Below are 22,096 nucleotides of genomic sequence, written 5' to 3' on the forward strand. Positions count from 1 at the left end.
GTCAGCATCCGGGGGCCGCGACCCCCGTACGAGTGGCTGGGCAGACACCCTTCGCAGGGATCGGGCCACCGGCCGGTGGTCAGGCGCCGGACCTGTTCCAGTACGCGGTGTGCAGGGCCCACGCCAGGGCCGCTCCCACCACGTACCAGAGCAGGTCTGGGGCGTTGAACGTCGAGCCCAGCACCAGCCGGGCCACCGTGCTCCGTTCGGACAGCTCCGCCGGCACCCCCGTCAGCTGCGCCGCTTCGACCGCCCAGCTGAACGCGAGGGCCGACCCCGCGGCCGTCAGCGGCCGCACCCGGGGCATCAGGAACAGGACGAGGGCGTGGACCAGCACGGTGTACAGCGCGTCCCCCGCGTACTTCGCGAACTCGCCGCCCGCCACGGACCGCACGCCGAGCCCCGCCGCCACCGTCACGAGGGCCGCCGCAGCCGCCACCGCCCGGGGACCGGCCACCGAGGGAATGAACGCGGGGCCCGCCGACTTTTCCTTCACGTCGAGGAGACCTATCAGCTTAAGGTCGCAGCAAGCCAGCCCGTGGGAGAGGAATCCGCATGCCGCACCGCGTCGTCGTGCTCGCCCTGGACGGGCTGCTCCCCTTCGAACTGGGCATTCCCCAGCGGATCTTCGGCCGTTCACTGAGCTCCGAGCCCCTCAACCGGGGCAAGAAGCTGTACGACGTGGTGACCTGCTCCGTCCGCGCGCCCGGCCCGGTCGCCACCGACGCGGACTTCAGCATCGTCGTCGAGCACGGCCCCGAGGCCCTGGCCACCGCGGACACGGTCGTCGTCCCCGCCTCCTACGAGCTCGGCCCGGTGTACTCGGAGGGCAGGCTCACCGACGAGCTCGCCGCCGCGTTCGCGTACATCAGGCCGGGTACACGGATGGTCTCCATCTGCACGGGGGGCTACGTCCTGGCCGCCGCCGGGTACCTCGACGGCCGCCCCGCCACCACGCACTGGTCGGCCGCCGACCATTTCCAGCGGCTCTTCCCGAACGTCCGCGTCGATCCGGACGTCCTGTTCATCGACGACGGCGACGTCCTGACCTCCGCCGGGGTCGCCGCCGGCATCGACCTCTGCCTGCACATCGTGCGCCGCGACCACGGCAGCGCCGTCGCCAACGACGTCGCCCGCCGCACCGTCGTCCCCCCGCACCGCGACGGAGGCCAGGCCCAGTACATCCAGCGGCCCGTCCCCGAGACACAGTTCGCGACGACGACCGGTGCGCGCGCCTGGGCGCTCGGCCGGCTCGACCAGCCGATCCTGCTCCGCGATCTGGCGCACCAGGAGTCGATGAGCGTACGGACGTTCACCCGCCGCTTCCGTGAGGAGGTCGGTATCAGTCCGGGGCAGTGGCTCACCCAGCAGCGGGTCGAGCGGGCACGGCAGTTGCTGGAGTCCACGGACCTGTCGGTCGACCAGGTGGCAAGGGACGCGGGGTTCGGTACGGCCACGTCCCTGCGGCAGCATGTGCAGGCGGCGCTGGGGGTGTCACCGACGGTGTACCGGCGGACGTTCCGCTCGACGGTCCCCGGGCAGAGGCGCTAGAGCCCGTCGCCGTCCTCAGAGACGCGCCCCTTGCGCGAGGTCGCCCGACTGTTCCTGGATCACCGGGATCATCACGGGGCCACCCCGGTCGATCTCGCACCAGATCCGCTTCCCGGCGCCCTCCGGCAGCCAGCCCCATCGATCCGCCAGGCCGTCGACGAGCTCCAGGCCGCGGCCGTTGGTGTCCTCGCCCTCGGCGTGACGCGGCTGAGGAGGACGGCAGCTGGTGTCGGCCACCTCGACCCGGACGGTCCCGCTCGATCCCGAGGAGCCGAACAGCATCCGCAGCACGGCCGGGCAGCCCGTGTGGACCACCGCGTTCGTGACGAGCTCCGAGATCAGCAGGATGAGCGTCTCGGCGAGCGGCTCATCGTCCTCTATTCCGGACCCGACCAGCCGCGACCGCGCCCATCTGCGGGCCCTCCCCACCTCTGCGGGATCCGGCCCGACCTCCAGCTGAACCTGAAGCACCTGCACCGCTCACACCATCCGAACCGGCGGACACATCGCCTCGCGCCTCCTCAGGGTCACGGAACGTGACTCCCCTGCGAGACAGCATGGTTGACGTACAGTCACCGCAACAAGCGCTTCGGGCATATTCCAGCGCGAAGGAGTACGCGTGGTGCATACTGTGCGACGCACGCTGCGGAGAGTCGAACAGGAGCGCGTCGGCGCCGAGGGAGCTGGCTCCCCGGCAGGCCCGGCACATCTCCGTGGGTCAGGAGCAGGGCACCGTTCCCGGCCCGGAACAGCCGCACAGGCCGCATCCGGATCCCTTGGTTCCAGAACCACTCGCATCCAACGGAGCGTACCCGAGCCGGGTGGCCGACTCCGCCCGGTGACGAGTCGCACCAGGACACAACCCGGTATCGGCTGCGCTGCGTCACACCGCACTCCGCCGCCCGCACGCTCCCGCTCCGCCCCCCACCAGCCCGGGCCCCCCGGCCGGCCCGCCGCGGTCGTTGCGGCGGGCCCGCCGCGAACTGCTTGTGCGGTTGGGCGTGTTGAGCGAGGTCCTACGCGTCCGGCTCGATCACGGTGAAGTACGCGGAGAACGCGGCGACCGCGTCCGATTCGGCGATCCGGCCGTCCCCGTCGGCGTCCAGACTCCGGGCGGCGACGCCCGCGACCGCGTCCTCCGCGCCGAGGACCCGCAGGGCCCGCTCCACGGCCGCCACAGGGGCGGACGTCGAGCCGGTGGACTGCACGCCGTCGGCGACGGCGATCGCCGCGCGCAGGAACGGGCGGGCGATCTCCGCGAAGCGCTCGGGGTTGTCACGCAGCCGCTTCACGGCCCCGCCCACGAACTCCTCACGGGTGACACGCTGGTCCCCGTCCACATCGGCGATGCCCGCCATGCCCTGCCAGAAGGCCTCGGCGCCCGTATAGAGGGCCTGCCCCTTGTCGCAGCGTGCCGTCGTACCGAATTCGGTGAGCAGACGGGATGCCGCGGCGTTGAAATCGGCGCGATCGATGTAGCCGTTGCCGTCCTGGTCGAAGGCGGCGAAGCGGTGCGCGATCTTGCGCTCGTACTCTGCGCTGTCCATGCGGGGAGCGTACGACGCCGAACGGCGTCACGTGTCACTAAAGCCCCCAGCCGGTGTTACAACCTGGTCTTAACTCGAAAGGTCACGCCGTGAGGGGCCGGGATTCCTCGTCCGTGGCGGCCTCGGCGTCGGGGTAGACCTCGAAGAGGCGGCGCACCCCCAGGGCGCCGAGCACCTTGTTGACGTGCGAGCCGTCCTCGGCGCCCCTGGCAGGGAGGATGAGCCGCAGCCGGCCGCCGCAGGACTTCATCAGGCGGCGGGAGGCGATCAGCACGCCGACACCGCTGGAGTCGCAGAAGAGGACGCCCGAGAGGTCGAGGACCACGTCGTGCTGCCCCTCGGCCACCGCCCCGTGGACGGACTGACGTACGACGGGTGAGGTCACCAGATCGAGTTCGCCCCGGATCCGCAGCACGGTCCACTCGCCCTGCTCGGTCTCGTCCACCTTCAGCGTCACGCGACTGGGCCTCTCGTTCCTGGTTCCTGGGGATCCCGAGGATGCGGAAGTTTCCGTTCCTCCTCGCGGCTGCCCCCGTACCCCGCCCGTGAAACACCGGCCTGCTCACGGGGCCGGTGCGGGTTTCATCCAGAAATGATCACTTGAAGTCCGTTTACCCTGCCCGGAAACGGCAACGCGTGACGTATTCCCTATCATCCGGCGCCACTCGAGGGACGTACTTGGCGGAAAGGTGCGTGCCCGGCCGACGGCGCCCACTACATTCGACGTGACGAGGGGCACAGGGCTGGGGGCTCGATGGCGAAGGACGCACCACCCCGCTGGGACCGCCGGATGCAACAGCGGCTGGCGCGCGGCGAGGCGGCGGCTCTCGGCGAGCTCTACGACCGGTTCGCGGCGCTCGTCCACAGCCAGGCCCACCGGATGATCGACGACGAGGACGCCGCGGACGTGGTGACCCGCGAGGTGTTCGGCTACGTCTGGGAGAACCCCGACGCGTACGACCCCAAACAGGGCTCGATGAGGTCCTGGGTGACGCGCCTGACCCACAACCGTTCCGTGCAGTGGCTCCGCAGGGCGCACGACGGGACCGGTTCCGACGGCGAGGACGGCGCCCTGTCCGCGGACGAGCTGGAGCAGCGGGTGCGCAGGGCCACCGCCGCGGCCCGCGCCGACTACATCGTCGCGTCGATGCCCGCGTCGTTGCGCGCCGCGCTGGAGCTCGCGTACATCCAGCGCCGGGACTACCGGCAGACCGCGGCCGACCTCGGTGTCACCGGGGACGAGGCCCGGCGCCGGCTGCGCCTGGGGCTGCAGCTGCTCTCCACCGCCAACACCCGCCCGCTGGAAGGCTTCTCGCCGCCCGGATACGGGCGGGCACTGTGACCGGGGGCGGCGGCGGGAACGGCCGGGACGGGGAGAACCTGGGTGCGCGGCGCATACCCGGACCACGGGCTGCCGCGGACGACAGCGAGGGCCTCGCGTCGATGACCCCCGAGCCCGCTCCCCCGGTCCTCTCCCACAAGGTGCTCAAGTCCCTTCTCGGTGCCTGGGCCCTGTCCGCCTGCTCGGCCGAGGAGACCGCGGCGGTCGAGGACCACCTCACCGCGTGCGCCCCCTGCGCGGAGGAGGCTCTGCGGCTGCGCGACGCCGTGGGGCTCCTGCACAGCGACGTGAGCCTGGACCTGGACCCGATGCTCCGGGGGAGGGTCCTGGAGGGCTGTCTGGGCCGCCGCCCGGCGAAGATCCCGGTTCCTGCCTGGGCCGCCGCCTACGACGCGGAGACCGCCAGGCTCGACGCCCTGCTCCGGGACTTCGGCGACTCCGAGTGGCATGCGCCGGTCCGGCTGAAGTGGTTCGAGGACGAGCGCCAGATCAACCGCAAGACGACGGTCGCCGGGGTGATCGCCCACCTGATGGCCGTGGACGGTCTGGTCTCCACGGCTCTCGGCCTCGACGACCCGCTCGGAACCGGTGTGAAGCCCCTGTCGCCGACCGAGCGCACCGAAACATATTGGTCAGCCGCTTTCAGGCCTCTCACGCGGGCCGTCCGTGAACCCTGGCGCGACCAGAGCCACACCCTCATCCGTACGGTGTCCTTCGCCGGCCGCGGTGTCGCGGAGCAGTCCGTTCCGTACGGGGACTTCGCCCTGCCGCTGCAGGACTCGCTCCTGGAGAGGGCCTTCGAGTGCTGGGTGCACGGTGGCGACATCGCGGACGCGGTGGACTACCCGTACGAGCCGCCCGCCGCCGCCCATCTCCACCGGATGATCGACCTGGCGGCCCGGCTGCTGCCCGCCACCCTCGCGGGCCGTCGCCGCGCCGGGCTGGCCGCGCCCGCCCGGCAGCTGGTCACGGCGGGATCCCCGGGCCGCTCTCTCCACCTGGAGGTCGAGGGCCGGGGCGGTGGCAACTGGTACATCGCGCTGGACTCACCGGCCGCCGTCGGCTCCCCCGACCACACGGTCGCGCAGGTCGCGCTCGACGGCGTGGAGTTCTGCCGGCTGGTCGCCGGACATGTCCCGCCGGTGGAAGCCGCTGCGGGGCAGGAGGGCGACCGCGAGGCGATCCGCGACGTCCTGTTCGCCGCGGCGTCCCTCAGCCGGCTGTGAACCGGGGCACGGTCCGAACGGGAGGCCCTAGGCGAAGACCACCGTACGGCGGCCGTTGAGCAGGATGCGCCGCTCGGCGTGCCACTTGACCGCGCGTGCCAGCGCCTGGCACTCCACGTCGCGCCCGACGGCGACGAGCTGGTCCGGCGTGACGCCGTGCCCCACGCGCTCGACCTCCTGCTCGATGATCGGCCCCTCGTCGAGGTCGGCCGTCACGTAGTGAGCCGTCGCACCGATCACCTTCACACCGCGCGCATGGGCCTGGTGGTACGGCTTCGCGCCCTTGAAGCTCGGCAGGAAGGAGTGGTGGATGTTGATGATCCGGCCGCTCAGCTGCTTGCAGAGGTCGTCGGAGAGCACCTGCATGTAGCGGGCCAGGACGACCAGCTCGACGTTCTCACCGCGTACGAGCTCGAGGAGCTGCGCCTCGGCGTCCGCCTTGTTCTCCCTGGACACGGGGATGTGCCGGAACGGGATGCCGTACGAGGCGACGAGCTCGGCGAAGTCCGTGTGGTTGGAGACGACGGCCACGATCTCGACCGGAAGCGCCCCGATACCGGACCGGAAGAGCAGGTCGTTGAGGCAGTGCCCGAACTTGCTGACCATCAGCACGACCCGCATGCGGTCGGAGGAGCGGTGTATCTGCCAGTCCATCCGGAACGAGTCGCCGATCGCGGCGAAGCTGGCCCGCAGCTTGTCCACGTTCACCGTGACGTCCGCGGAGAAGTGGACCCGCATGAAGAAGAGACCGGTGTCGTGGTCGCCGAACTGCTGGCTGTCCTCGATGTTGCAGCCGGTCATGAAGAGATAGCTCGACACGGCGTGCACGATGCCCTGTTTGTCGGGGCACGAGAGCGTGAGGACGTACTGCTCGGCAAAGGCGTCCGAGGCAGCGGCGGGGACGGATTCGGCAGGCTGCGGCGCGGTCATTCCCGTAGGGTGCCACACCCTTCGCGGGTCAGGCCGATCTGGTCATGATGCGGAGCACGTCCAGGGAACGCGGCGGAATGTCCGGGTCCTCCGCGTCGTTCGTGGCGAGCATCACATGGGCTTCGCGAGCTGCCGCGACGGCGTCGGGCCAGCCCTGGTGCTCCAGGTAGACGGAGACGGGAGCGTCCGCGCCGACCTGGTGCATGATGCGCAGCACCCGCAGCGCGGCGACGTCCACGAGGGCGGCCTCGGCCGAGTCGCGGAAGATCGTCCCGACGTACTTCTCGGCGGACCAGTTGTCCAGCCAGGTGTCCTCGACCAGGCGGTACACGGCGTCGGTGACGTCGCCGTACCCCTCCCGGCCGGCCAGCCAGCACTCGTGGTGGAAGACGGGGTCGGAGAGCATGTGCAGCGCCGAGCGCACATTGCAGCGCCAGCGCCACCACGGCATGTCGTTGAGCGGCATGTCGCCCATGGTGGAGGAGCGACGGCCGCGACGGGAGGTGTTCTCCGAACCTTGCTGCACGGTTGTCGATCGTACGTTCCCTTCGCCCGTGTGCACACTGCCCCCCGCAATTCACCTTGACGTCACCGAGCGTTGAACGGAGCACACTGCGGCGTTACCCCGGGCGCGGAAAAGTTCATGCACATGACCGGATGGCGACGCCCCACCTCCCCCCGCCCCTACAAAATCCTCACGTGTACGGCGGCGGCAGGGGCGCTGCTGATATCCGGCTGCGGGGTGATCCCTGGAGTCTCGGGGGGCTCCAGGGAGCCCGTCACCGTCATGACCTGGGCCCCCGACACGACCGGGGCCGACTCGGTGAACATGGCGGGCATGCCGGCCATGGCGAGGACCTACGGCCGCTGGATCGACGAGCAGGGCGGGATCGACGGGCACGAGCTGCGGGTGATCACCTGCAACGAGGACGACACCTCGCGCGGCGCGGCGAAGTGCGCCCGTCGAGCGGTCGACGAGAACGTGGCCGCGGTCGTCGGTTCGTACAGCAGGTACGGCCGGTCCTTCCTGGCTCCCCTGGAGGCCGCCGGGATCCCGTACATCGGCGGTTACGGCGCCTCGGCCGACGAGTTCGTCAGCTATCTCTCCTACCCGGTCAACGGCGGCCAGTCGGCCCTGCTCGCGGGCAACGGGCAGCAGCTGGCGGCCACGTGCGACAAGGTGTCGCTCGTACGGCCCGACTCACTGGTCGGTGACGGCATGCCCTCGCTCCTCGACTCGAGCCTCACCAAAGCCGACCGGCCCGCGTCCTACGACATCAGGGCTCCCGAGGGGGCCACGTCGTACGACTCGCAGGCGTCCAAGGCTCTCCAGCAGGCGGGCGACGGCTGTGTGACCGCGGTGCTGGGCAAGCGCACGGAGACGTTCTTCGACTCGTTCCGCCGCCTCGAGCCGGAGGACAGCGAGGTCCGCATCTCCTCCGTGCTCGGCAGCATCGGGCAGCCGCTCATCGACCGTACGGGCGGCCGGAACAGCCCCTTCGAGGGCGCGTACGTCACCGGCTGGTACCCGGACTCGGGCGACGGCCGCTGGGACGAGATGCGGGGCGTGATCGAGAAGTACGCCTTCGGCGACAACCGGATCGACCCCGAGGACACCGGTGTGCAGACGACGTGGATCGCGTACACCGCGCTCAGGAAGGTCATCGAGGCGATGGACCGGCCGGAGATCACGGCGAGCAGCCTGGCGGTCGCCCTCAACCGGGGCGCCGAAGTGGACACCGGCGGCCTGACACCGGTCCTGCGCTGGCGCTGGGCGGACACGATCGGCTCGCCCGGGTATCCGCGCATCGTCAACAGGCAGGTGACGTTCCAGGTGGTACGCGAAGGACGGCTGGTCGCCCAGAAGAAGGGCTTCGTGGACGTCACGGAGACCCTGATGGACGCGCGACGGAGGTTCTGACGCACGGCCGACGTGCCCCCGGCCGAGGAGCCGGGGGCCTAGGTACCGCCCGTCAGAGCTGGGTGGGGGCGCGCTTGGTCAGGCCGTACTTCTGAGCGATGGTGTTCCACAGACCCGAGGCCTCGCGCTTAGCGAGAGTGGCCTCGCCGCTGGACGCGTCGGCCTTGGCCTTCTCGTCGGTCGACCTGGCGCTGCCGCCCTTGCAGACCTTCTTGTTCTTCGCCTGGCCTGCCCAGGCGGCGTAGTGGTCATCGGCCTCCGCGGACGCCTGCCAGGCCTTCGTCAGCGAGGACTTCAGCTCCGCGTTGGCCGGCAGCTGGTCGACGGAGAGCCCCTCGAGCCGGGTCACCAGATCGCGCCGCTGCGCAGCGGCGCCCTTGAGGTCGGCGGCCGCCTGGTCCAGTGCCCGGCAGCTCTTGATCTTCTCCACCGCGCCGATCACCGCCGCACGGCTGTTGTTGCTGTCGGCGAGCAGCTTGTCCAGCGCCTGGGCCTGCGGCTCCGCCGGGTCGGCCGCCTTCGCGGTCGGATCCCCGGCGGCGGGTGAACTCTGCGCGGCCACCGGCTGCTTGTCGTCCTTGCCGTCCTCGTCGCCACCGCTCATCAGCGCTCCCGCACCGAGCCCGATGACGGCACAGCCGACGACGACCGCGGCGATCAGCTTGATGTGTGAGGACCGTCCGCCCTGCCCTCCGCGTCTCTGGTGCTCCGGCGGCTCCTGCGGGCCCTGCACGCCCGGCTGGAAAGGCTGCTGGGCCTGCGGCGGCTGCGGCTGCCCGTGCGCGCCCTGGTAGGGCCGGCCGGGCTGCTGGTGACGCGGCTGCTGCTGCCCGGCGTCGAAGCGGGGCATCTGCTGCGTGGCGCCCGCGGGCTCCTCGCTGCGGAACAGGCTGTCGAACTCCGCGGGCGGCTGGCGGTCGCCCGGGGCCCCGGGCCGTATGCCGTACGGAGCTCCGCCGGGAACCGGCGGTATGTACTGGGTCGCGTCCGCGTCGCCCGCCTGGGCGGGCTGGGACGTCTGTCCCAGGTACTGGGTGGACTCGGCGGGACGCTCGGGCGGCAGACCGCCGGGACCGGGTCCCCCGGGGACGGGCGCGATGTACTGCGTGGCGTCCGCGTCCCCGCCCGCTCCCGGTACGGCCTCCGGCGGGAGGGGCTGGGCGTACGGCTGCTGGTACAGGTCCTGCCGGTGCGCGTACGGGTCCTGCGGGGCGGCGTACTGCTGCTGGGGCTGGTACTGCCCGTGCTGCGGTGCGTACGCGCCCGGCTGGTGCTGCTCCGGCGGGAGCTGCCCGGGGACCGGGCCGTCCTGGTGCGCGTCCTGCGGCCCCCAGGGCTGGCCCCACGGCTGCCCGCCCGCGGGCGCGACCGGGTCGGCCGCCGGGCCTCCTGCGGGCCCTCCCGCGGTCCAGGGGGCACCGCCCTCCGCGGGCAGCACGACACCTTCGTGCGCGGGCCGTACAGCAGGGAGCTGCCGTTCGTCACCCTGTCCGCTCTGCGTCACCGGGACTCCTACGTGTGAACCTATGGAATCGTCGGCTCACGCTATCGGGTGGCTGCCGCCCCACGCCAAGCGCCCAGGAGCGCTCACCACCCCTTCACACAGCCGGTAACACGCAGCGCGCCTCCGGCGCTGTTCATGGCCGACTCGAAGAATCGGCAGCTCAGGCGGCCTGAAGCTCCATCCGGGCGCCGAACTCCCGGACCGCGGGAGTCTCCCCGTACGGCAGGAGCCGCTGCTTGAGGTCATCGAGATATTCCGCACCCCGGCTGGAGCGCACGGTGCCCAGGAGCTCCATCGCCCGCAGCCCCGTGTGGCACGCCTGCTCCACCTCGCGCTGCTGCACCTGCGCGGTGGCCAGCAGCACCAGCCCGATCCCCCGGCGGCGGGTACGGGACGCGGGGAGAGCCGCGAGAGCCTCCTTCGCCCTGCGGGCGGCCGGCTCCGCCTGCCCGAGGTCGCGGTGGCAGTGCGCCAACTCGTCGGCGAGGTAGGCCGCGTCGAAGTGGGCGATCCAGGACGGGTCGTCGCCGGTGCCGGGGTCCGCCTGCTCCAGCGCCGTCAACGCCCGGCCCGCCACCACCTGGCAGGTGCGGGCGTCCCCCATCAGCGCGTGCCCCCGGGCCTCCGCCGCGTGGAACATCGCCTCGGCACGCGGCGTCACCCGGCCCCGCGCCCCCTCCTGCGCCGCCCGTGCCAGCTGGGCGATCTCGCGCGGATTGCCGAGCTGGGCCGCGAGATGACTCATCGACGCGGCCAGCACATAGCCGCCGTACGCCCGGTCGCCCGCGGCCTGGGCGAGGCGCAGCGCCTGGATGTAGTACCGCTGGGCCAGCCCCGGCTGGCCGGTGTCGACCGCCATGTACCCGGCGAGTTCGGTGAGCCGGGCGGCCGCCCCGAACAGCTCCCGGCCGACGGACTCGCGGTACGCCCCCGAAAGGAGCCCCGAAACCACGCTGTTGAGGTAGTGCACGAGGACGGGCCGCACATGTCCGCTGCCGAAACGGTGGTCGAGGTCGACGAGCGCGGTCGTCATCGCCCGGACCGCCGCCACGTCCGCCATGCCCACCCGGGCCCCCGCCGTCCGCCCCACCTGGGGGTCGGCACCCGTGATCAGCCAGTCGCGGCTGGGCTCGACCAGCGCCGAGGCGGCCACGGCCGATCCGGACAGCATGTCGCGGCGCCCCACGTCGCTGCGCCACAGCTCGCAGACCTGCTCGATCGCACCGAGCACGGTGGGCGCGAACTGCAGGCCGACGCCGGAGGCCAGGTTCTTGCCGTTGGCCATGCCGATCTCGTCGATCGTGACCGTACGGCCGAGCTTGCGGCCGAGCGCCTCGGCGATGATTCCCGGCGCCCTGCCACGGGGTTGCTGCCCGCGCAGCCAGCGGGCCACGGAGGTCTTGTCGTAGCGGAGGTCGAGTCCGCGCTCCGTCCCGACCATGTTGACGCGGCGCGCGAGGCCCGCGTTGGAACAGGCGGCTTCCTGGATGAGCGTCTGGAGCCGTTCGTTCGGCTGACGGGCGACGAGAGGCCTGGCTGCCATTTTTCCCCCTGAGACCGCAGTGATCAATGAAGGGATCACTGCCCGGCACATACACAAGAAATGCGCATATTCATCTGCATTGGGTACGAGCAGTAGCGAGTTGGCACAGTCCTGCAGTGGTTACCCGCACATCGGTGCACTGCCTCACGCGCGCCCCCGTCCATGCATCCGTGCGCCCCATATGCAGGATCGATCCGCCGTGTCCCACCGCGCCACGCCCGTAACCCCAGGTGGCGGCGGTAGTTGTGTTCTTCGTGGAAGAGCCCATCGGAGTGACGGAAGCCGCACAGGTCCCCCAACAGCGAGGTGAACAGCTGCTCGACGCCGCAGCACGGTACGCGGAGGAGCGGCACTGGGACGTGTTTCCCGGCACCTGGCTCGAAGCGGTGAAGGGGATGGAACGCTGCTCGTGCGGCGACACCGCCTGCCCCTCCCCCGGCGCCCATCCCACCCGGCCCGACTGGGCCGGGCAGGCCACCGGCAGCGCCGCGGCCGCACGCCGGATGTGGGCCGAGCACCCGAAGTCCTCGGTGCTGCTGCCGACGGGGCGCGCCTTCGACGCACTCGACGTCCCGGAGTCCGCCGGGTTCCTGGCCCTGGCCCGGATGGAGCGGATGGACGTCACGCTCGGACCGGTGACCTGTACCCCCGACGGCCGCATGCTGTTCTTCGTGCTGCCCGGCGCCGCCGCCAAGGCACCCGAGCTCGTGGGTCACCTGGGCTGGGACGCCGCGGCGATCGACCTCGTGGGCCGGGGCGAGGGCCACTACGTGGCCGGGCCGCCGACCCGTGTCGGCGGGCGCGGTGCCGTGCAGTGGGCCCGCCGCCCGACCCACACCAACCGGTGGCTGCCCGACGTCGCGGAGCTCATCAGCCCACTCGCCTACGCCTGTGCACGGGAGGCCGCCGACGCCCGGACGCGCCTTTCGTAGGGTGTCCCCAGGAGCGGGGATACCGAAAGGCAGTGCCATGCCGGAGCAGGCGGACGCGGACAGCGGAACCGTGACGGACAACGCGGACATCTCTGACGCGTTGGTGGGTGCCCCCGCTGTGCGGGTGCAGGGGCTGTGGAAGCGTTTCGGCGAACAGATCGCGGTCGCCGGGATCGATCTGGAGCTGCCCGCAGGCAAGTTCGTCGGCCTGGTGGGCCCCAACGGTGCGGGCAAGACCACGACGCTCTCGATGGTGACCGGGCTGCTCAGGCCGGACATGGGGAGGATCGAGGTCGGCGGGCACGACGTCTGGCGGGATCCGGTCGCGGTGAAGGCCCGGATCGGGGTGCTCCCGGAGGGGCTGCGGCTCTTCGAGCGGCTCTCGGGGCGCGAACTCCTCGCGTACACGGGGCGGTTGCGCGGCCTGCCGGGCGCCGAGGTCGACAAGCGGGCCACCCAGCTGCTCGACGTGCTCGATCTGGCGGGTGCCCAGCACAAGCTGGTCGTGGACTACTCGACCGGGATGCGCAAGAAGATCGGTCTGGCGGCCGCGCTGCTGCACAACCCCGAAGTCCTCTTCCTCGACGAGCCGTTCGAGGGCGTCGACCCGGTGTCGGCGCAGACCATCCGCGGGGTGCTGGAGCGCTACACGCGCTCCGGCGCGACCGTCGTCTTCTCCAGCCATGTGATGGAGCTCGTCGAGTCGCTCTGCGACTGGGTGGCCGTCATGGCGGCGGGCCGGATCCGGGCCCACGGCACGCTGGCCGAGGTGCGCGGCGACGCGCCCTCGCTGCAGGACGCGTTCCTCGAACTGGTCGGCGCGGGCAGCCGGAACACCGGGGAGTCCCTGGACTGGCTGGGCGGTACCCGATGACCGTGCTCGACGCACCCGTGGGGTCCGCCGTCCAGGCCGTCGGGGGCCACGGCCTCGTACCCGTCTTCGTACGACTCAAGTTGACGCTGCTGCGCAACGGCCTGCGCCAGTCGTCCGGGCGGCGGGCCGCCTATGTCGCGTCCCTGGTCGTCACCGTGCTGCTCGCGGTGGGCCAGGTGATCGGACTGGTCGCGCTGCGCGGCCACGCCCAGGCGACGACCCTCGTGGTGCTGATGACCGCGGTGGTGGCGCTCGGCTGGGCGGTGATGCCGCTGTTCTTCCCGAGCGGTGACGAGACTCTCGACCCGAGCAGGCTGGTCATGCTTCCGCTGCGGCCCCGCCCGCTGATCGGGGCGCTGCTCGTGGCCTCACTGATCGGCATCGGGCCGCTCTTCACGCTCGCCCTGGCCCTCGGCTCGGTGATCGCCGTGGCACGGGGCGCCGCCGCCGTGGTGACGGCGGTCGTCGCCGTACCGCTGATGCTGCTGGTCTGCGTGGCGCTGGCCCGGTCCGTCGCGACGGCGAACATCCGGTTGCTGACCTCCCGCAAGGGCCGCGATCTCGCGGTGCTCAGCGGGCTGGTGATCGGGGTGGGCATCCAGTTCGTCAACTTCGGTGCGCAGCGTCTGGGCCGGGCCGGCGGGCTGTCCTCGCTCGAACCGCTCGCGGACGTGGTGCGCTGGCTGCCGCCGGCCTCGGCACTCGGCGCGGTGGGGTCCGCGTCCGAGGGGGCGTACGGGACGGCTGTCGCGCAACTGCTGCTCTCCGTGCTCGCCCTGGGTGCGCTGGGGTGGCTGTGGCAGCGGAGCCTGGTGAAGCTGATGACCTCACCGGACGGTTCCACGATCGCCGCCGCCGAGCCGGCTTCCAAGCGGTCCAAAGCCGGCCGCTCCGGGCTCTTCGCGCTGCTTCCCGAGGGGCGTACGGGGACGGTGATGGAGCGGAGTCTGCGGTACATCGCGCGGGACCCGAAGACGAAGGCGACCTGGGTGACGGCACTGGCGATCGGTCTGATCGTGCCGGTGCTCAACGCGGTCCAGGGGACCGGCTCGGTCTACCTCGCGTCCTTCGCGGCGGGCATGCTCGGCATGCAGATGTACAACCAGTTCGGGCAGGACACCTCCGCCTTCTGGATGGTGGCGCAGACGATCTCCTCGACCCGGGACGCCTACCTCGAACTGCGGGCGCGGGCGCTGGCGCTGCTGCTGATCACCCTGCCGTACACGGCTCTGGTGACCGTCGTGAACGCGGCGGTGCTCGGGGACTGGGCGACGCTGCCGGCGGGTCTGGGGCTGTCGTTCGCCCTGTTGGGCGGGATGCTGGCGACGGGTGCCATGGCCTCGGTGCTGTTCCCGTACTCGATCCCGCAGGACGGCGCGTTCAAGAACGTGGCGCCGGGGCAGGGAGGGCTGGCCTGGATCTCCATCCTCGGCGGGATGGTGACGGCCGGTCTGCTCTGCGGGCCCGTGATCGGGCTGACGATCTGGCTGCACACGGCCGGGCTGCAGGAGTGGCTGTGGCTGGTGCTGCCGGTGGGCACGGTGTACGGCGCGTTCATCGGGTGGCTGGGGGTACGGCTGGCCGCGCCCCGTGCGGCGGACCGGCTCCCGGAGATCCTGACGGCGGTCAGCAAGGGCTGAGGGGCCGGGCCCGCCCGGAGCGGTGGGACGTCAGGGGCTGACATGTTCCCTGTCGTCCCGGAAGTCCTCGGCGAGCTGCTCCAGGAACGGTTCCACCGCCGTGCGCCAGCCCTCCGGCTGGTCGTAGTGGACGAGGTGGCCGGCATCGGCCACCTCCGCGTACTGCCCGCGCGGCAGGACGCGGACCATTTCCTGGGCCTCGGCCCGGCCGAGCTCGCCGTCGAGGCCGCGCAGCACCAGGGCGGGGCACTGGACCTGCGCCAGCTCCTCCCAGTGGGCGTCGTAGACCCAGGTCGCCCGGGACCGGAGCATCTGGCGGCGGGAGAAGACGGGGCGCCAGCCGTCGGACCGCTCGGCCATCACCTCGGCGAAGAACTCACCGCGGGACGGGTTGGGCCGCTCCACCCAGGGATCGTCCTCACCGAACCACTTCCGTACGTCGGCGAGGGTCGCGAAGGGGACGGGCCACGCGTCGAACCAGTCCTCCCATTCACGTTGCGAGGCGGCTCCGAGTGCGGAGGCCCGCATGTCGCAGATGATCAGGGCCTTGACCAGGTCGGGGCGCTTGGCCGCGAGCTGCCACGCGGTGAGGGCGCCCATCGAATGTCCGATGAGGGTGACGGGCGCGAGACCGAGCTGTTCGATCGCCGCCTCGGCGTCGGCGACGTACGCGTCACGGGTGTACGGGCCCTCGGCCGGCTTCTCGCTGCGGCCGTGCCCGCGCTGGTCGAGGCCGACGGGCCGGTGCCGCTCGGAGAGCCAGCGGGCGGTGGAGGCCCAGTGCGTGGCACGTCCCATCAGGCCGTGGAGCAATAAGATCCCGGGGGCGCGCTCGGCCTCCGCACGCCCTTTGGGCGGATTGGCGAAATCCCAGGCGGCTAGGCGTACGCCGTCGGATCCGGTCACATCAATGCGCCGCACCATAGGTTCTGGCACCCCCTTCTGGTCCTCGATCACCGTGTGGTCGCCTCCGCCAGACTATCGAACCTTTATTCGAAAATCGGGTTCCGACTCGTAACACCCCACGTTCGAGTGACAGCCCTCCAGGATTGACGCCCGCCGCTGCGGGGAGACCTTCTGCGGGAAGCGGACCGCTCGGGGACAGGGGTCCGCGGGGACTGACCTTGAGAGCTCGGGGCTCCAGGTCAGCGCAGGGGAGGACCGGCCCCGGCGCCCTCGGGCGCCGGGGCCTTCCACTGTTCCGGAACAGATCGGTCCGCGCTCACAGGGAGCCATCGGTCCACGCCCACACGGAGCCATCGGGGCACGCCACCCGTGCCGTCCGGCCGTCAGGGCGTCCGGGAGCGCGGCAGCCACCTCCCGGTGCACATGCCAGTACGACGGGCGCATTCCCTGCTCCCTCCCCGACCGCGCGGCAGGCTCTGCCGACACCCTCAGGTCATATGCCTGGCCACAGCCTGGCACGCGATTCGCCCGGGCGCTGCGATTCCGGACGGAAAACAGAAAGCGGGCTTTACTGGTCCACTTCTGCACGTGCATCTGCATCCGCGACTGCAATCGCAAGGCCGCCGCGGCCGTACCCGCCGAGGCCCCGAGGGACCCCGGCGAAGCCTTCGCCGGGCCTAGCGCTTGGCCACGAAGACGTGCGAGGCGACCTCGGAGTTCAGCTCCGCCGCCTCACCGCTGGAACCGACCAGCACACCGCCGGGCGACTCCGTCACGCTGACCACCGAGCCGGGCTGCACGCCCGCCCGTCGCAGCGTGTACATCAGCTGGGCGTCCGTCTGGATCGGCTCACCGATCCGGCGCACCACCACGGTCTTGCCCTCCGCACCCGGGTCGAGCTCGGAGAGGCTCACCATGCCCTCGTCCAGGAACGGATCGGCCTCCGCCTGCTCGCCCAGCTCCTCCAGGCCCGGGATCGGGTTCCCGTACGGAGACTCCGTCGGGTGCCGCAGCAGCTCCAGCACCCGGCGCTCCACGGCCTCACTCATCACGTGCTCCCAGCGACAGGCCTCGGCGTGGACCTGCTCCCACTCCAGGCCGATCACGTCGACGAGCAGACACTCGGCGAGCCGGTGCTTGCGCATCACGCGCGTCGCGAGGCGGCGCCCCTCGTCGGTCAGTTCCAGGTGGCGGTCGCCCGCGACCTGGACGAGCCCGTCCCGCTCCATGCGCGCCACCGTCTGGCTGACCGTCGGACCGCTCTGGTCCAGCCGCTCCGCGATCCGGGCGCGCATCGGGACCACGCCTTCCTCTTCGAGCTCGAGGATGGTGCGGAGATACATCTCCGTTGTATCGATCAGTCCGGACATACGTGCCCCTCGATGCTGTGACATGAAGTCGTCGTGCGATGGCCCTGCACCAATTCTGACGCATAGGACCGACAACCGTGCCGCCGCGGCGACAGCCGGTGCCACGGAGCGGTATTGACAGCCCAGTGGTCCAGACCGCAACGTGATCCGCGGCACGGACACCCCACCCCGTAGGAAAGGCCTCCTCGATGAGCGACAACAAGCTCGCCGGTCAGTTCTTCGACGCAGCGATCGGCCTGTTGGAGCGGGTGCGCGACGAGGAGTCCGCCGCCATCGCGGCCGCCGGTGCCGCGATCGCCGACACGGTCGCGGCGGGCGGGCGGCTCTTCGCCTTCGGAGCGGGACACTCCTCACTCGCCGCGCAGGACGTCGTCTACCGGGCGGGCGGATTCGCCCTGATGAACCTGCTGGCCGTCCCCGGCACCGTCGGCGTCGACGTCATGCCGGCCACGCTCGGCTCCGCGCTGGAGCGGGTGGACGGTCTCGCGGGCGCCGTGCTCGACTCCAGCCCCGCGACGTCCGGCGACCTCCTCGTGATCATCTCCCTGTCCGGGCGCAACGCCCTGCCCGTGGAGATGGCGCAGAACGCCCGGGCGCTCGGACTGACGGTCATCGGCGTCACCTCGGTCGCGTACGCGACGGGCACCCGGTCGCGGCACACCTCGGGGGGCTTCCTGCGGGACCACTGCGACATCGTGCTCGACAGCAAGATCTCGATCGGCGACGCGGAACTGACGACGGACGGGATCGAGGCGCCGTTCGCGCCCGCGTCGACGGTCGTCACCAGTGCGCTGATGCAGGCGATGATGGCCACCGCCGCGGAGGAACTCGTCGCCCGGGGGATCGAGCCGCCGCTTCTGCGGTCGGGGAACGTGGACGGCGGGCACGAGTGGAACGGGCGCGTGATGCGGGAGTACGGGGACCGGATCTTCTACCGGCACTGAGCGGCACCCCGGACCGGGCGACTCGGCTCCGTCCTCAGCCGCCGGACGGGCCGGCACGACCCGCGCCGTCCGGGCCGGCTGTCAGGTGGGCGAGGTCCACTGCCGAGGCGACCCGGACCGCCACGCTCTCCGCGTACATCGCGTCCGGCCGTTCGAACGCGCTACGGCTTCCCGAGCGCAGGAACGTCACCACACCCAGCGTCCGCCCCCGGCTCCGCAGCACCGCGCACAGCGCGTGGACCGAGTCGCGCGGCCACTGCCGCTCCACCGCCCACTCCTCGCCCGCCCCGGCCCGCGCGCTGGCCCGTACCGAGCCCGTACGCTCCACCGCCTGCAGGGCAGGGTGCGCCGGCCCGTACCGCGCCGGGATCGAGCCGCCCGACACCGGCAGGCACGGGCCCGGCGCGTCGGCCGGCGTCGCCGCGGCCCGCACCAGCCGCTTCCCCGCCAGGAGATCGACCACCACGTGGTCGGCGAACCCGGCCAGGGCGTAGTCCAGCGAGGAGGTCGCCGCCTCCATGGGGTCCTCGCACTCGGCCGCCTGGCGGGCCGCCCGGTGCAGCTGGTTCGACCGGAAGCGCACCCGGTCCGCCTCCTGCTCCGCGAGCTTCGCCGCCGTCACGTCCCGGAACAGCCAGCCGACCCCCAGCGGGACGGGTTCCTCGGCGAGGGGCGACGCCAGCCGCAGGAACCCGCTGCGCCAGCAGCGCCTCCGGTCGCCCTCGGCCGTCCTGAGCGTCACCCACAGCTCCGCGGGCGCGGGCGGCGCCCCTTCGGCGAGCACGTGCTGCAGTGCGCCCTCCAGGTCCTCCACCCCTTGGACGACCAGCTCGCCCAGCGGACGTCCCAGCAGCGCCGTACGCCCGCCTCCGAGCGCCCGCGCGGCGTAGGAGTTGACAACGGTCGGCCGCAGATCGACATCGACGAGGACGACACCCCAGGACGCGTCCTCGAACAGCGCCTCGCTCAGCGCGATGGACCGCTCCAGATCGATCTGCGCGTGCACCTCGCTGAACGCGCAGTACACCCCGGCCGGCTTCCCGCCGTCGCCGCGCACCCCGGAGGACTGTGTCCGTACGAGCACCCGGCCGCCGTCCTTGCGCAGCAGCGCGAACTCGTGCACCTGCCGGCCGGGGGCGTCCATGGCGGACATCAGCCGCCCCTGCACGTCCCCCGCGTCCGCGCTGCGCACCGCCCATCCGGCGAAACCGCTCCGTCCCACGGCTTCCCCGGCGGACCAGCCGAGGATGCGCTCGGCCTCACGGTTCCAGTGGGTGATCGTGCCGTGCGCGTCGAACGCGCAGAGTGCGGCGTCCATCCCGTCGAGCAGCGCGGCGAGCAGCTGGGACCCGGGAATCGCACCCGTGCGGGGCTCGAGCCCGGGGTCCGGCTCGGGGTCCTCGTCGGGTCCGAGCGCGTCGGTGGTTCCACTGCTCCTGGAAGCACTCACTCCGTACCCCCCGCAGGACGTGTTCCGCATTGCCGCACGTCAGACCATTGAACTCGAACGTGAGCCACCGCACAGCCACTTCCGCGAAATCCGGCGGCCATCCGATCCCCGATAAATGGCTTGTGTCTCCCGGGAGGGGTTCCTAGGCTGTGGTCACACGTCGAAAGGAGGTGATCCGAAAAGTGCAGTCTTATCGGATTCGTGAGGTGGCTGCGGGCTGACAGCCCGTCGTCGCACACAGTGCACCTCGGCAGGCTGTCTGCCGAAACCCAAGCAGTCACCGACCCGCAGGCTCGCCGGTAAGTCCGGCCGGCTCCTCCGCAAGGAGGGACCAGAGCCTGCGGGTTTCTGCGTGTCCGGGGTCCGGTGGGCCGCCCCGGGTCCTACGGGCAGAGCCGCTCCACGGTCCAGCTCTCGCCCTCGCGTACGTACCGCAGCCGGTCGTGCAGCCGGTTCTCGCGCCCCTGCCAGAACTCGATCGTGTCCGGTACGACGCGGAAACCGCCCCACTGCGGGGGTGCCGGGACCTTCTCGCCCTCCGGGTAGCGGGCGGCCAGCTCCTCGTAGCGCCTCACCAGCTCCTCGCGGGAGCCGATCACCGTGGACTGCTCGCTCGCCCAGGCGCCGAGCTGGGAGCCGTGCGGGCGGGTGCGGAAGTAGCCGACCGTCTCCTCGCGGCCGACGCGGACCGCGGTGCCGGTGACGATGACCTGGCGGGCCAGCGGGTGCCAGGGGAAGAGCAGCGAGACGTAGTGGTTCGCGGTCAGCTCCCGGCCCTTGCGGGAGCCGTAATTGGTGAAGAAGACGAAACCGCGGTCGTCGTAGTGCTTCAGCAGCACCGTGCGGGAGGACGGCCGCCCCTCGGGCGTGGCCGTGGAGACCACCATCGCGTTCGGCTCGTGGAGTGCGCCGCCCCCGGCGACCTGGCGGAACCACCGGGCGAACTGGTCCATCGGATCGGCGGCGAGGTCCTTCTCGGTGAAGTCCTCGGAGCGGTACTGCTCGCGCATCGCGGCCGGATCGGTGGTGCAATCGGAGGCAGAGGCGCGAGAGGAGGCGGAAGCGGAAGACGGAGTGGCATCAGCTGTGGGCACGGGGCCATCCTGCCGCAGCGGGCGGGTGTACCCGGCCGGGAGGGGGCGCGACAGCCCACCGGACCGGCCGATGGCTGTGCCGGATGTCACCCTTCCCCGCAACGTGGGTACCCGCCAGTATCGAGAGCGGGCCTCTGTGGCCCGCAGCCAGCCGCCGAGCCGAGGGAGCCGCCCGATGTCCGACTTCGTACCCGGACTTGAAGGAGTCGTCGCGTTCGAGACGGAGATCGCCGAGCCCGACAAGGAAGGCGGATCGCTCCGCTACCGCGGCGTCGACATCGAGGACCTCGTCGGCCATGTGTCGTTCGGCAACGTCTGGGGTCTGCTGGTCGACGGGGCGTTCAACCCCGGCCTGCCGCCCGCCGAACCGTTCCCGATCCCCGTGCACTCCGGCGACATCCGTGTCGACGTGCAGTCCGCGCTCGCCATGCTGGCGCCCGTGTGGGGGCTCAAACCACTGCTCGACATCGACGAGGAGACCGCGCGCAACGACCTGGCGCGGGCCGCCGTGATGGCCCTGTCGTACGTGGCCCAGTCGGCGCGCGGTCAGGGACTGCCGATGGTTCCGCAGAGCGAGATCGACAAGGCGCAGTCCGTGGTGGAGCGGTTCATGATCCGCTGGCGCGGAGAGCCGGACCCCAAGCACGTGAAGGCGGTCGACGCCTACTGGACCTCGGCGGCCGAGCACGGCATGAACGCCTCGACGTTCACCGCCCGTGTCATCGCGTCCACCGGCGCCGACGTGTCGGCAGCGCTGTCGGGTGCGGTGGGCGCGATGTCGGGTCCGCTGCACGGTGGTGCCCCCTCCCGGGTCCTCGGCATGATCGAGGAGATCGAGCGGACCGGAGACGCCACGGCGTACGTGAAGCAGGCCCTGGACAAGGGCGAACGGCTGATGGGCTTCGGCCACCGCGTCTACCGCGCCGAGGACCCGCGGGCCCGCGTCCTGCGGCGTACGGCCCGGGAGCTGGCGGCGCCGCGCTTCGAGGTGGCGGAGGCGCTGGAGAAGGCCGCCCTGGAGGAGCTGCACGCCAGGCGCCCGGACCGGGTGCTGGCGACGAACGTCGAGTTCTGGGCGGCGATCGTGCTGGACTTCGCGGAGGTCCCGGCGCACATGTTCACGTCGATGTTCAGCTGCGCCCGTACGGCGGGCTGGTCGGCGCACATCCTGGAGCAGAAGCGGACGGGCCGGCTGGTGCGCCCCTCGGCGACGTACGTCGGCCCGGGTTCGCGCAACCCGCGGGAGATCCCGGGGTACGAGCAGCTCGCGGACCTGGGGAACTGACGGCACCGGAACCGCCGTCGGGGCCCTCCGTACGGGG

General features: G+C 71.6%; 21 protein-coding genes. 9 read left to right on the forward strand and 12 right to left on the reverse strand.

Annotated features, from left to right (window positions below; translation table 11 throughout):
- Positions 1 to 79: 79 nt before the first annotated feature.
- Entirely contained in the window at positions 80 to 496 is a 417-nt protein-coding gene (locus ACFW9O_RS04345; RefSeq protein WP_384604824.1) for a DUF2809 domain-containing protein, read from the reverse strand.
- 59 nt (positions 497 to 555) lie between these two features.
- Here ACFW9O_RS04345 and ACFW9O_RS04350 point away from each other — a divergent pair, with 59 nt between their 5' ends.
- On the forward strand, positions 556 to 1,551 hold the full coding sequence (locus tag ACFW9O_RS04350; protein ID WP_384604827.1) for a GlxA family transcriptional regulator: 996 nt from the start codon (positions 556 to 558) through the stop codon (positions 1,549 to 1,551).
- Between the two features lie 15 nt (positions 1,552 to 1,566).
- Here the strand turns inward: ACFW9O_RS04350 and ACFW9O_RS04355 are convergent, their stop codons facing one another.
- The 3 genes from ACFW9O_RS04355 to ACFW9O_RS04365 form a co-directional block, all read right to left on the reverse strand.
- Entirely contained in the window at positions 1,567 to 2,028 is a 462-nt protein-coding gene (locus ACFW9O_RS04355) for an ATP-binding protein (protein ID WP_384604830.1), read from the reverse strand.
- Positions 2,029 to 2,567: 539 nt separating this feature from the next.
- Positions 2,568 to 3,098, reverse strand: coding sequence for an EF-hand domain-containing protein (locus tag ACFW9O_RS04360; RefSeq protein WP_351165283.1), 531 nt, complete (start codon positions 3,096 to 3,098; stop codon positions 2,568 to 2,570).
- A gap of 82 nt (positions 3,099 to 3,180) precedes the next feature.
- A complete protein-coding gene (locus ACFW9O_RS04365; RefSeq protein ID WP_329208474.1) occupies positions 3,181 to 3,555 on the reverse strand; it encodes an STAS domain-containing protein in 375 nt (124 codons plus the stop codon).
- Positions 3,556 to 3,852: 297 nt separating this feature from the next.
- On the opposite strand from ACFW9O_RS04365, the gene ACFW9O_RS04370 reads away from it, so the two are divergent.
- On the forward strand, positions 3,853 to 4,440 hold the full coding sequence (locus tag ACFW9O_RS04370; protein WP_351165285.1) for a sigma-70 family RNA polymerase sigma factor: 588 nt from the start codon (positions 3,853 to 3,855) through the stop codon (positions 4,438 to 4,440).
- Complete coding sequence (locus ACFW9O_RS04375; protein WP_384604834.1) at positions 4,437 to 5,666, forward strand: zf-HC2 domain-containing protein; 1,230 nt, start codon at positions 4,437 to 4,439, stop codon at positions 5,664 to 5,666. The genes ACFW9O_RS04370 and ACFW9O_RS04375 overlap by 4 nt, the downstream gene beginning before the upstream one ends.
- A gap of 27 nt (positions 5,667 to 5,693) precedes the next feature.
- Here ACFW9O_RS04375 and purU read toward each other — a convergent pair whose 3' ends face one another.
- Both purU and ACFW9O_RS04385 read right to left on the reverse strand, forming a co-directional pair.
- Positions 5,694 to 6,596: a formyltetrahydrofolate deformylase gene (gene purU, locus ACFW9O_RS04380; RefSeq protein WP_351165289.1), complete on the reverse strand. Its 903-nt coding sequence runs from the start codon at positions 6,594 to 6,596 to the stop codon at positions 5,694 to 5,696.
- Positions 6,597 to 6,624: 28 nt separating this feature from the next.
- Complete coding sequence (locus ACFW9O_RS04385) at positions 6,625 to 7,071, reverse strand: hypothetical protein (RefSeq protein WP_351165569.1); 447 nt, start codon at positions 7,069 to 7,071, stop codon at positions 6,625 to 6,627.
- Between the two features lie 174 nt (positions 7,072 to 7,245).
- On the opposite strand from ACFW9O_RS04385, the gene ACFW9O_RS04390 reads away from it, so the two are divergent.
- Positions 7,246 to 8,517 (forward strand): ABC transporter substrate-binding protein, encoded by a 1,272-nt coding sequence (locus tag ACFW9O_RS04390; protein WP_384604837.1) that lies wholly within the window; start codon positions 7,246 to 7,248, stop codon positions 8,515 to 8,517.
- A gap of 52 nt (positions 8,518 to 8,569) precedes the next feature.
- On the opposite strand, the gene ACFW9O_RS04395 is transcribed toward ACFW9O_RS04390, so the two are convergent.
- Positions 8,570 to 10,021, reverse strand: coding sequence for a hypothetical protein (locus tag ACFW9O_RS04395; RefSeq protein WP_384604840.1), 1,452 nt, complete (start codon positions 10,019 to 10,021; stop codon positions 8,570 to 8,572).
- Positions 10,022 to 10,181: 160 nt separating this feature from the next.
- Positions 10,182 to 11,564, reverse strand: a complete 1,383-nt coding sequence (locus ACFW9O_RS04400) for a transcriptional regulator (RefSeq protein ID WP_351165297.1) — start codon at positions 11,562 to 11,564, stop codon at positions 10,182 to 10,184.
- 245 nt (positions 11,565 to 11,809) lie between these two features.
- On the opposite strand from ACFW9O_RS04400, the gene ACFW9O_RS04405 reads away from it, so the two are divergent.
- The 3 genes from ACFW9O_RS04405 to ACFW9O_RS04415 are packed head-to-tail and all read left to right on the forward strand — an operon-like array spanning position 11,810 to position 15,010.
- Positions 11,810 to 12,496: a bifunctional DNA primase/polymerase gene (locus ACFW9O_RS04405; RefSeq protein ID WP_384604843.1), complete on the forward strand. Its 687-nt coding sequence runs from the start codon at positions 11,810 to 11,812 to the stop codon at positions 12,494 to 12,496.
- Between the two features lie 37 nt (positions 12,497 to 12,533).
- Complete coding sequence (locus ACFW9O_RS04410) at positions 12,534 to 13,370, forward strand: ABC transporter ATP-binding protein (RefSeq protein WP_384604846.1); 837 nt, start codon at positions 12,534 to 12,536, stop codon at positions 13,368 to 13,370.
- Positions 13,367 to 15,010: a transporter gene (locus ACFW9O_RS04415; RefSeq protein WP_384604849.1), complete on the forward strand. Its 1,644-nt coding sequence runs from the start codon at positions 13,367 to 13,369 to the stop codon at positions 15,008 to 15,010. The genes ACFW9O_RS04410 and ACFW9O_RS04415 overlap by 4 nt, the downstream gene beginning before the upstream one ends.
- Before the next feature lie 30 nt (positions 15,011 to 15,040).
- Here the strand turns inward: ACFW9O_RS04415 and ACFW9O_RS04420 are convergent, their stop codons facing one another.
- Together ACFW9O_RS04420 and ACFW9O_RS04425 are read right to left on the reverse strand one after the other, a co-directional pair.
- Positions 15,041 to 15,934, reverse strand: a complete 894-nt coding sequence (locus ACFW9O_RS04420) for an alpha/beta hydrolase (protein WP_351165306.1) — start codon at positions 15,932 to 15,934, stop codon at positions 15,041 to 15,043.
- 659 nt (positions 15,935 to 16,593) lie between these two features.
- A complete protein-coding gene (locus ACFW9O_RS04425; RefSeq protein ID WP_384604852.1) occupies positions 16,594 to 17,286 on the reverse strand; it encodes a metal-dependent transcriptional regulator in 693 nt (230 codons plus the stop codon).
- 188 nt (positions 17,287 to 17,474) lie between these two features.
- Between ACFW9O_RS04425 and ACFW9O_RS04430 the strand changes: the two genes are divergently transcribed.
- Complete coding sequence (locus tag ACFW9O_RS04430; RefSeq protein ID WP_351165310.1) at positions 17,475 to 18,230, forward strand: SIS domain-containing protein; 756 nt, start codon at positions 17,475 to 17,477, stop codon at positions 18,228 to 18,230.
- A 34-nt stretch (positions 18,231 to 18,264) separates the two neighbouring features.
- Here ACFW9O_RS04430 and ACFW9O_RS04435 read toward each other — a convergent pair whose 3' ends face one another.
- Positions 18,265 to 19,680, reverse strand: coding sequence for a PAS domain-containing protein (locus ACFW9O_RS04435; protein ID WP_384604855.1), 1,416 nt, complete (start codon positions 19,678 to 19,680; stop codon positions 18,265 to 18,267).
- Between the two features lie 383 nt (positions 19,681 to 20,063).
- Complete coding sequence (gene pdxH / locus ACFW9O_RS04440; RefSeq protein ID WP_384604858.1) at positions 20,064 to 20,690, reverse strand: pyridoxamine 5'-phosphate oxidase; 627 nt, start codon at positions 20,688 to 20,690, stop codon at positions 20,064 to 20,066.
- A gap of 259 nt (positions 20,691 to 20,949) precedes the next feature.
- On the opposite strand from pdxH, the gene ACFW9O_RS04445 reads away from it, so the two are divergent.
- Positions 20,950 to 22,059 carry a citrate synthase 2 gene (locus ACFW9O_RS04445; protein WP_351165317.1) on the forward strand — a complete coding sequence of 370 codons (1,110 nt, stop codon included), beginning with the start codon at positions 20,950 to 20,952 and terminating at the stop codon, positions 22,057 to 22,059.
- The last annotated feature ends 37 nt before the right edge of the window (positions 22,060 to 22,096 follow it).

The organism is Streptomyces sp. NPDC059499 (assembly GCF_042749285.1).
Taxonomy (GTDB): Bacteria; Actinomycetota; Actinomycetes; order Streptomycetales; family Streptomycetaceae; genus Streptomyces.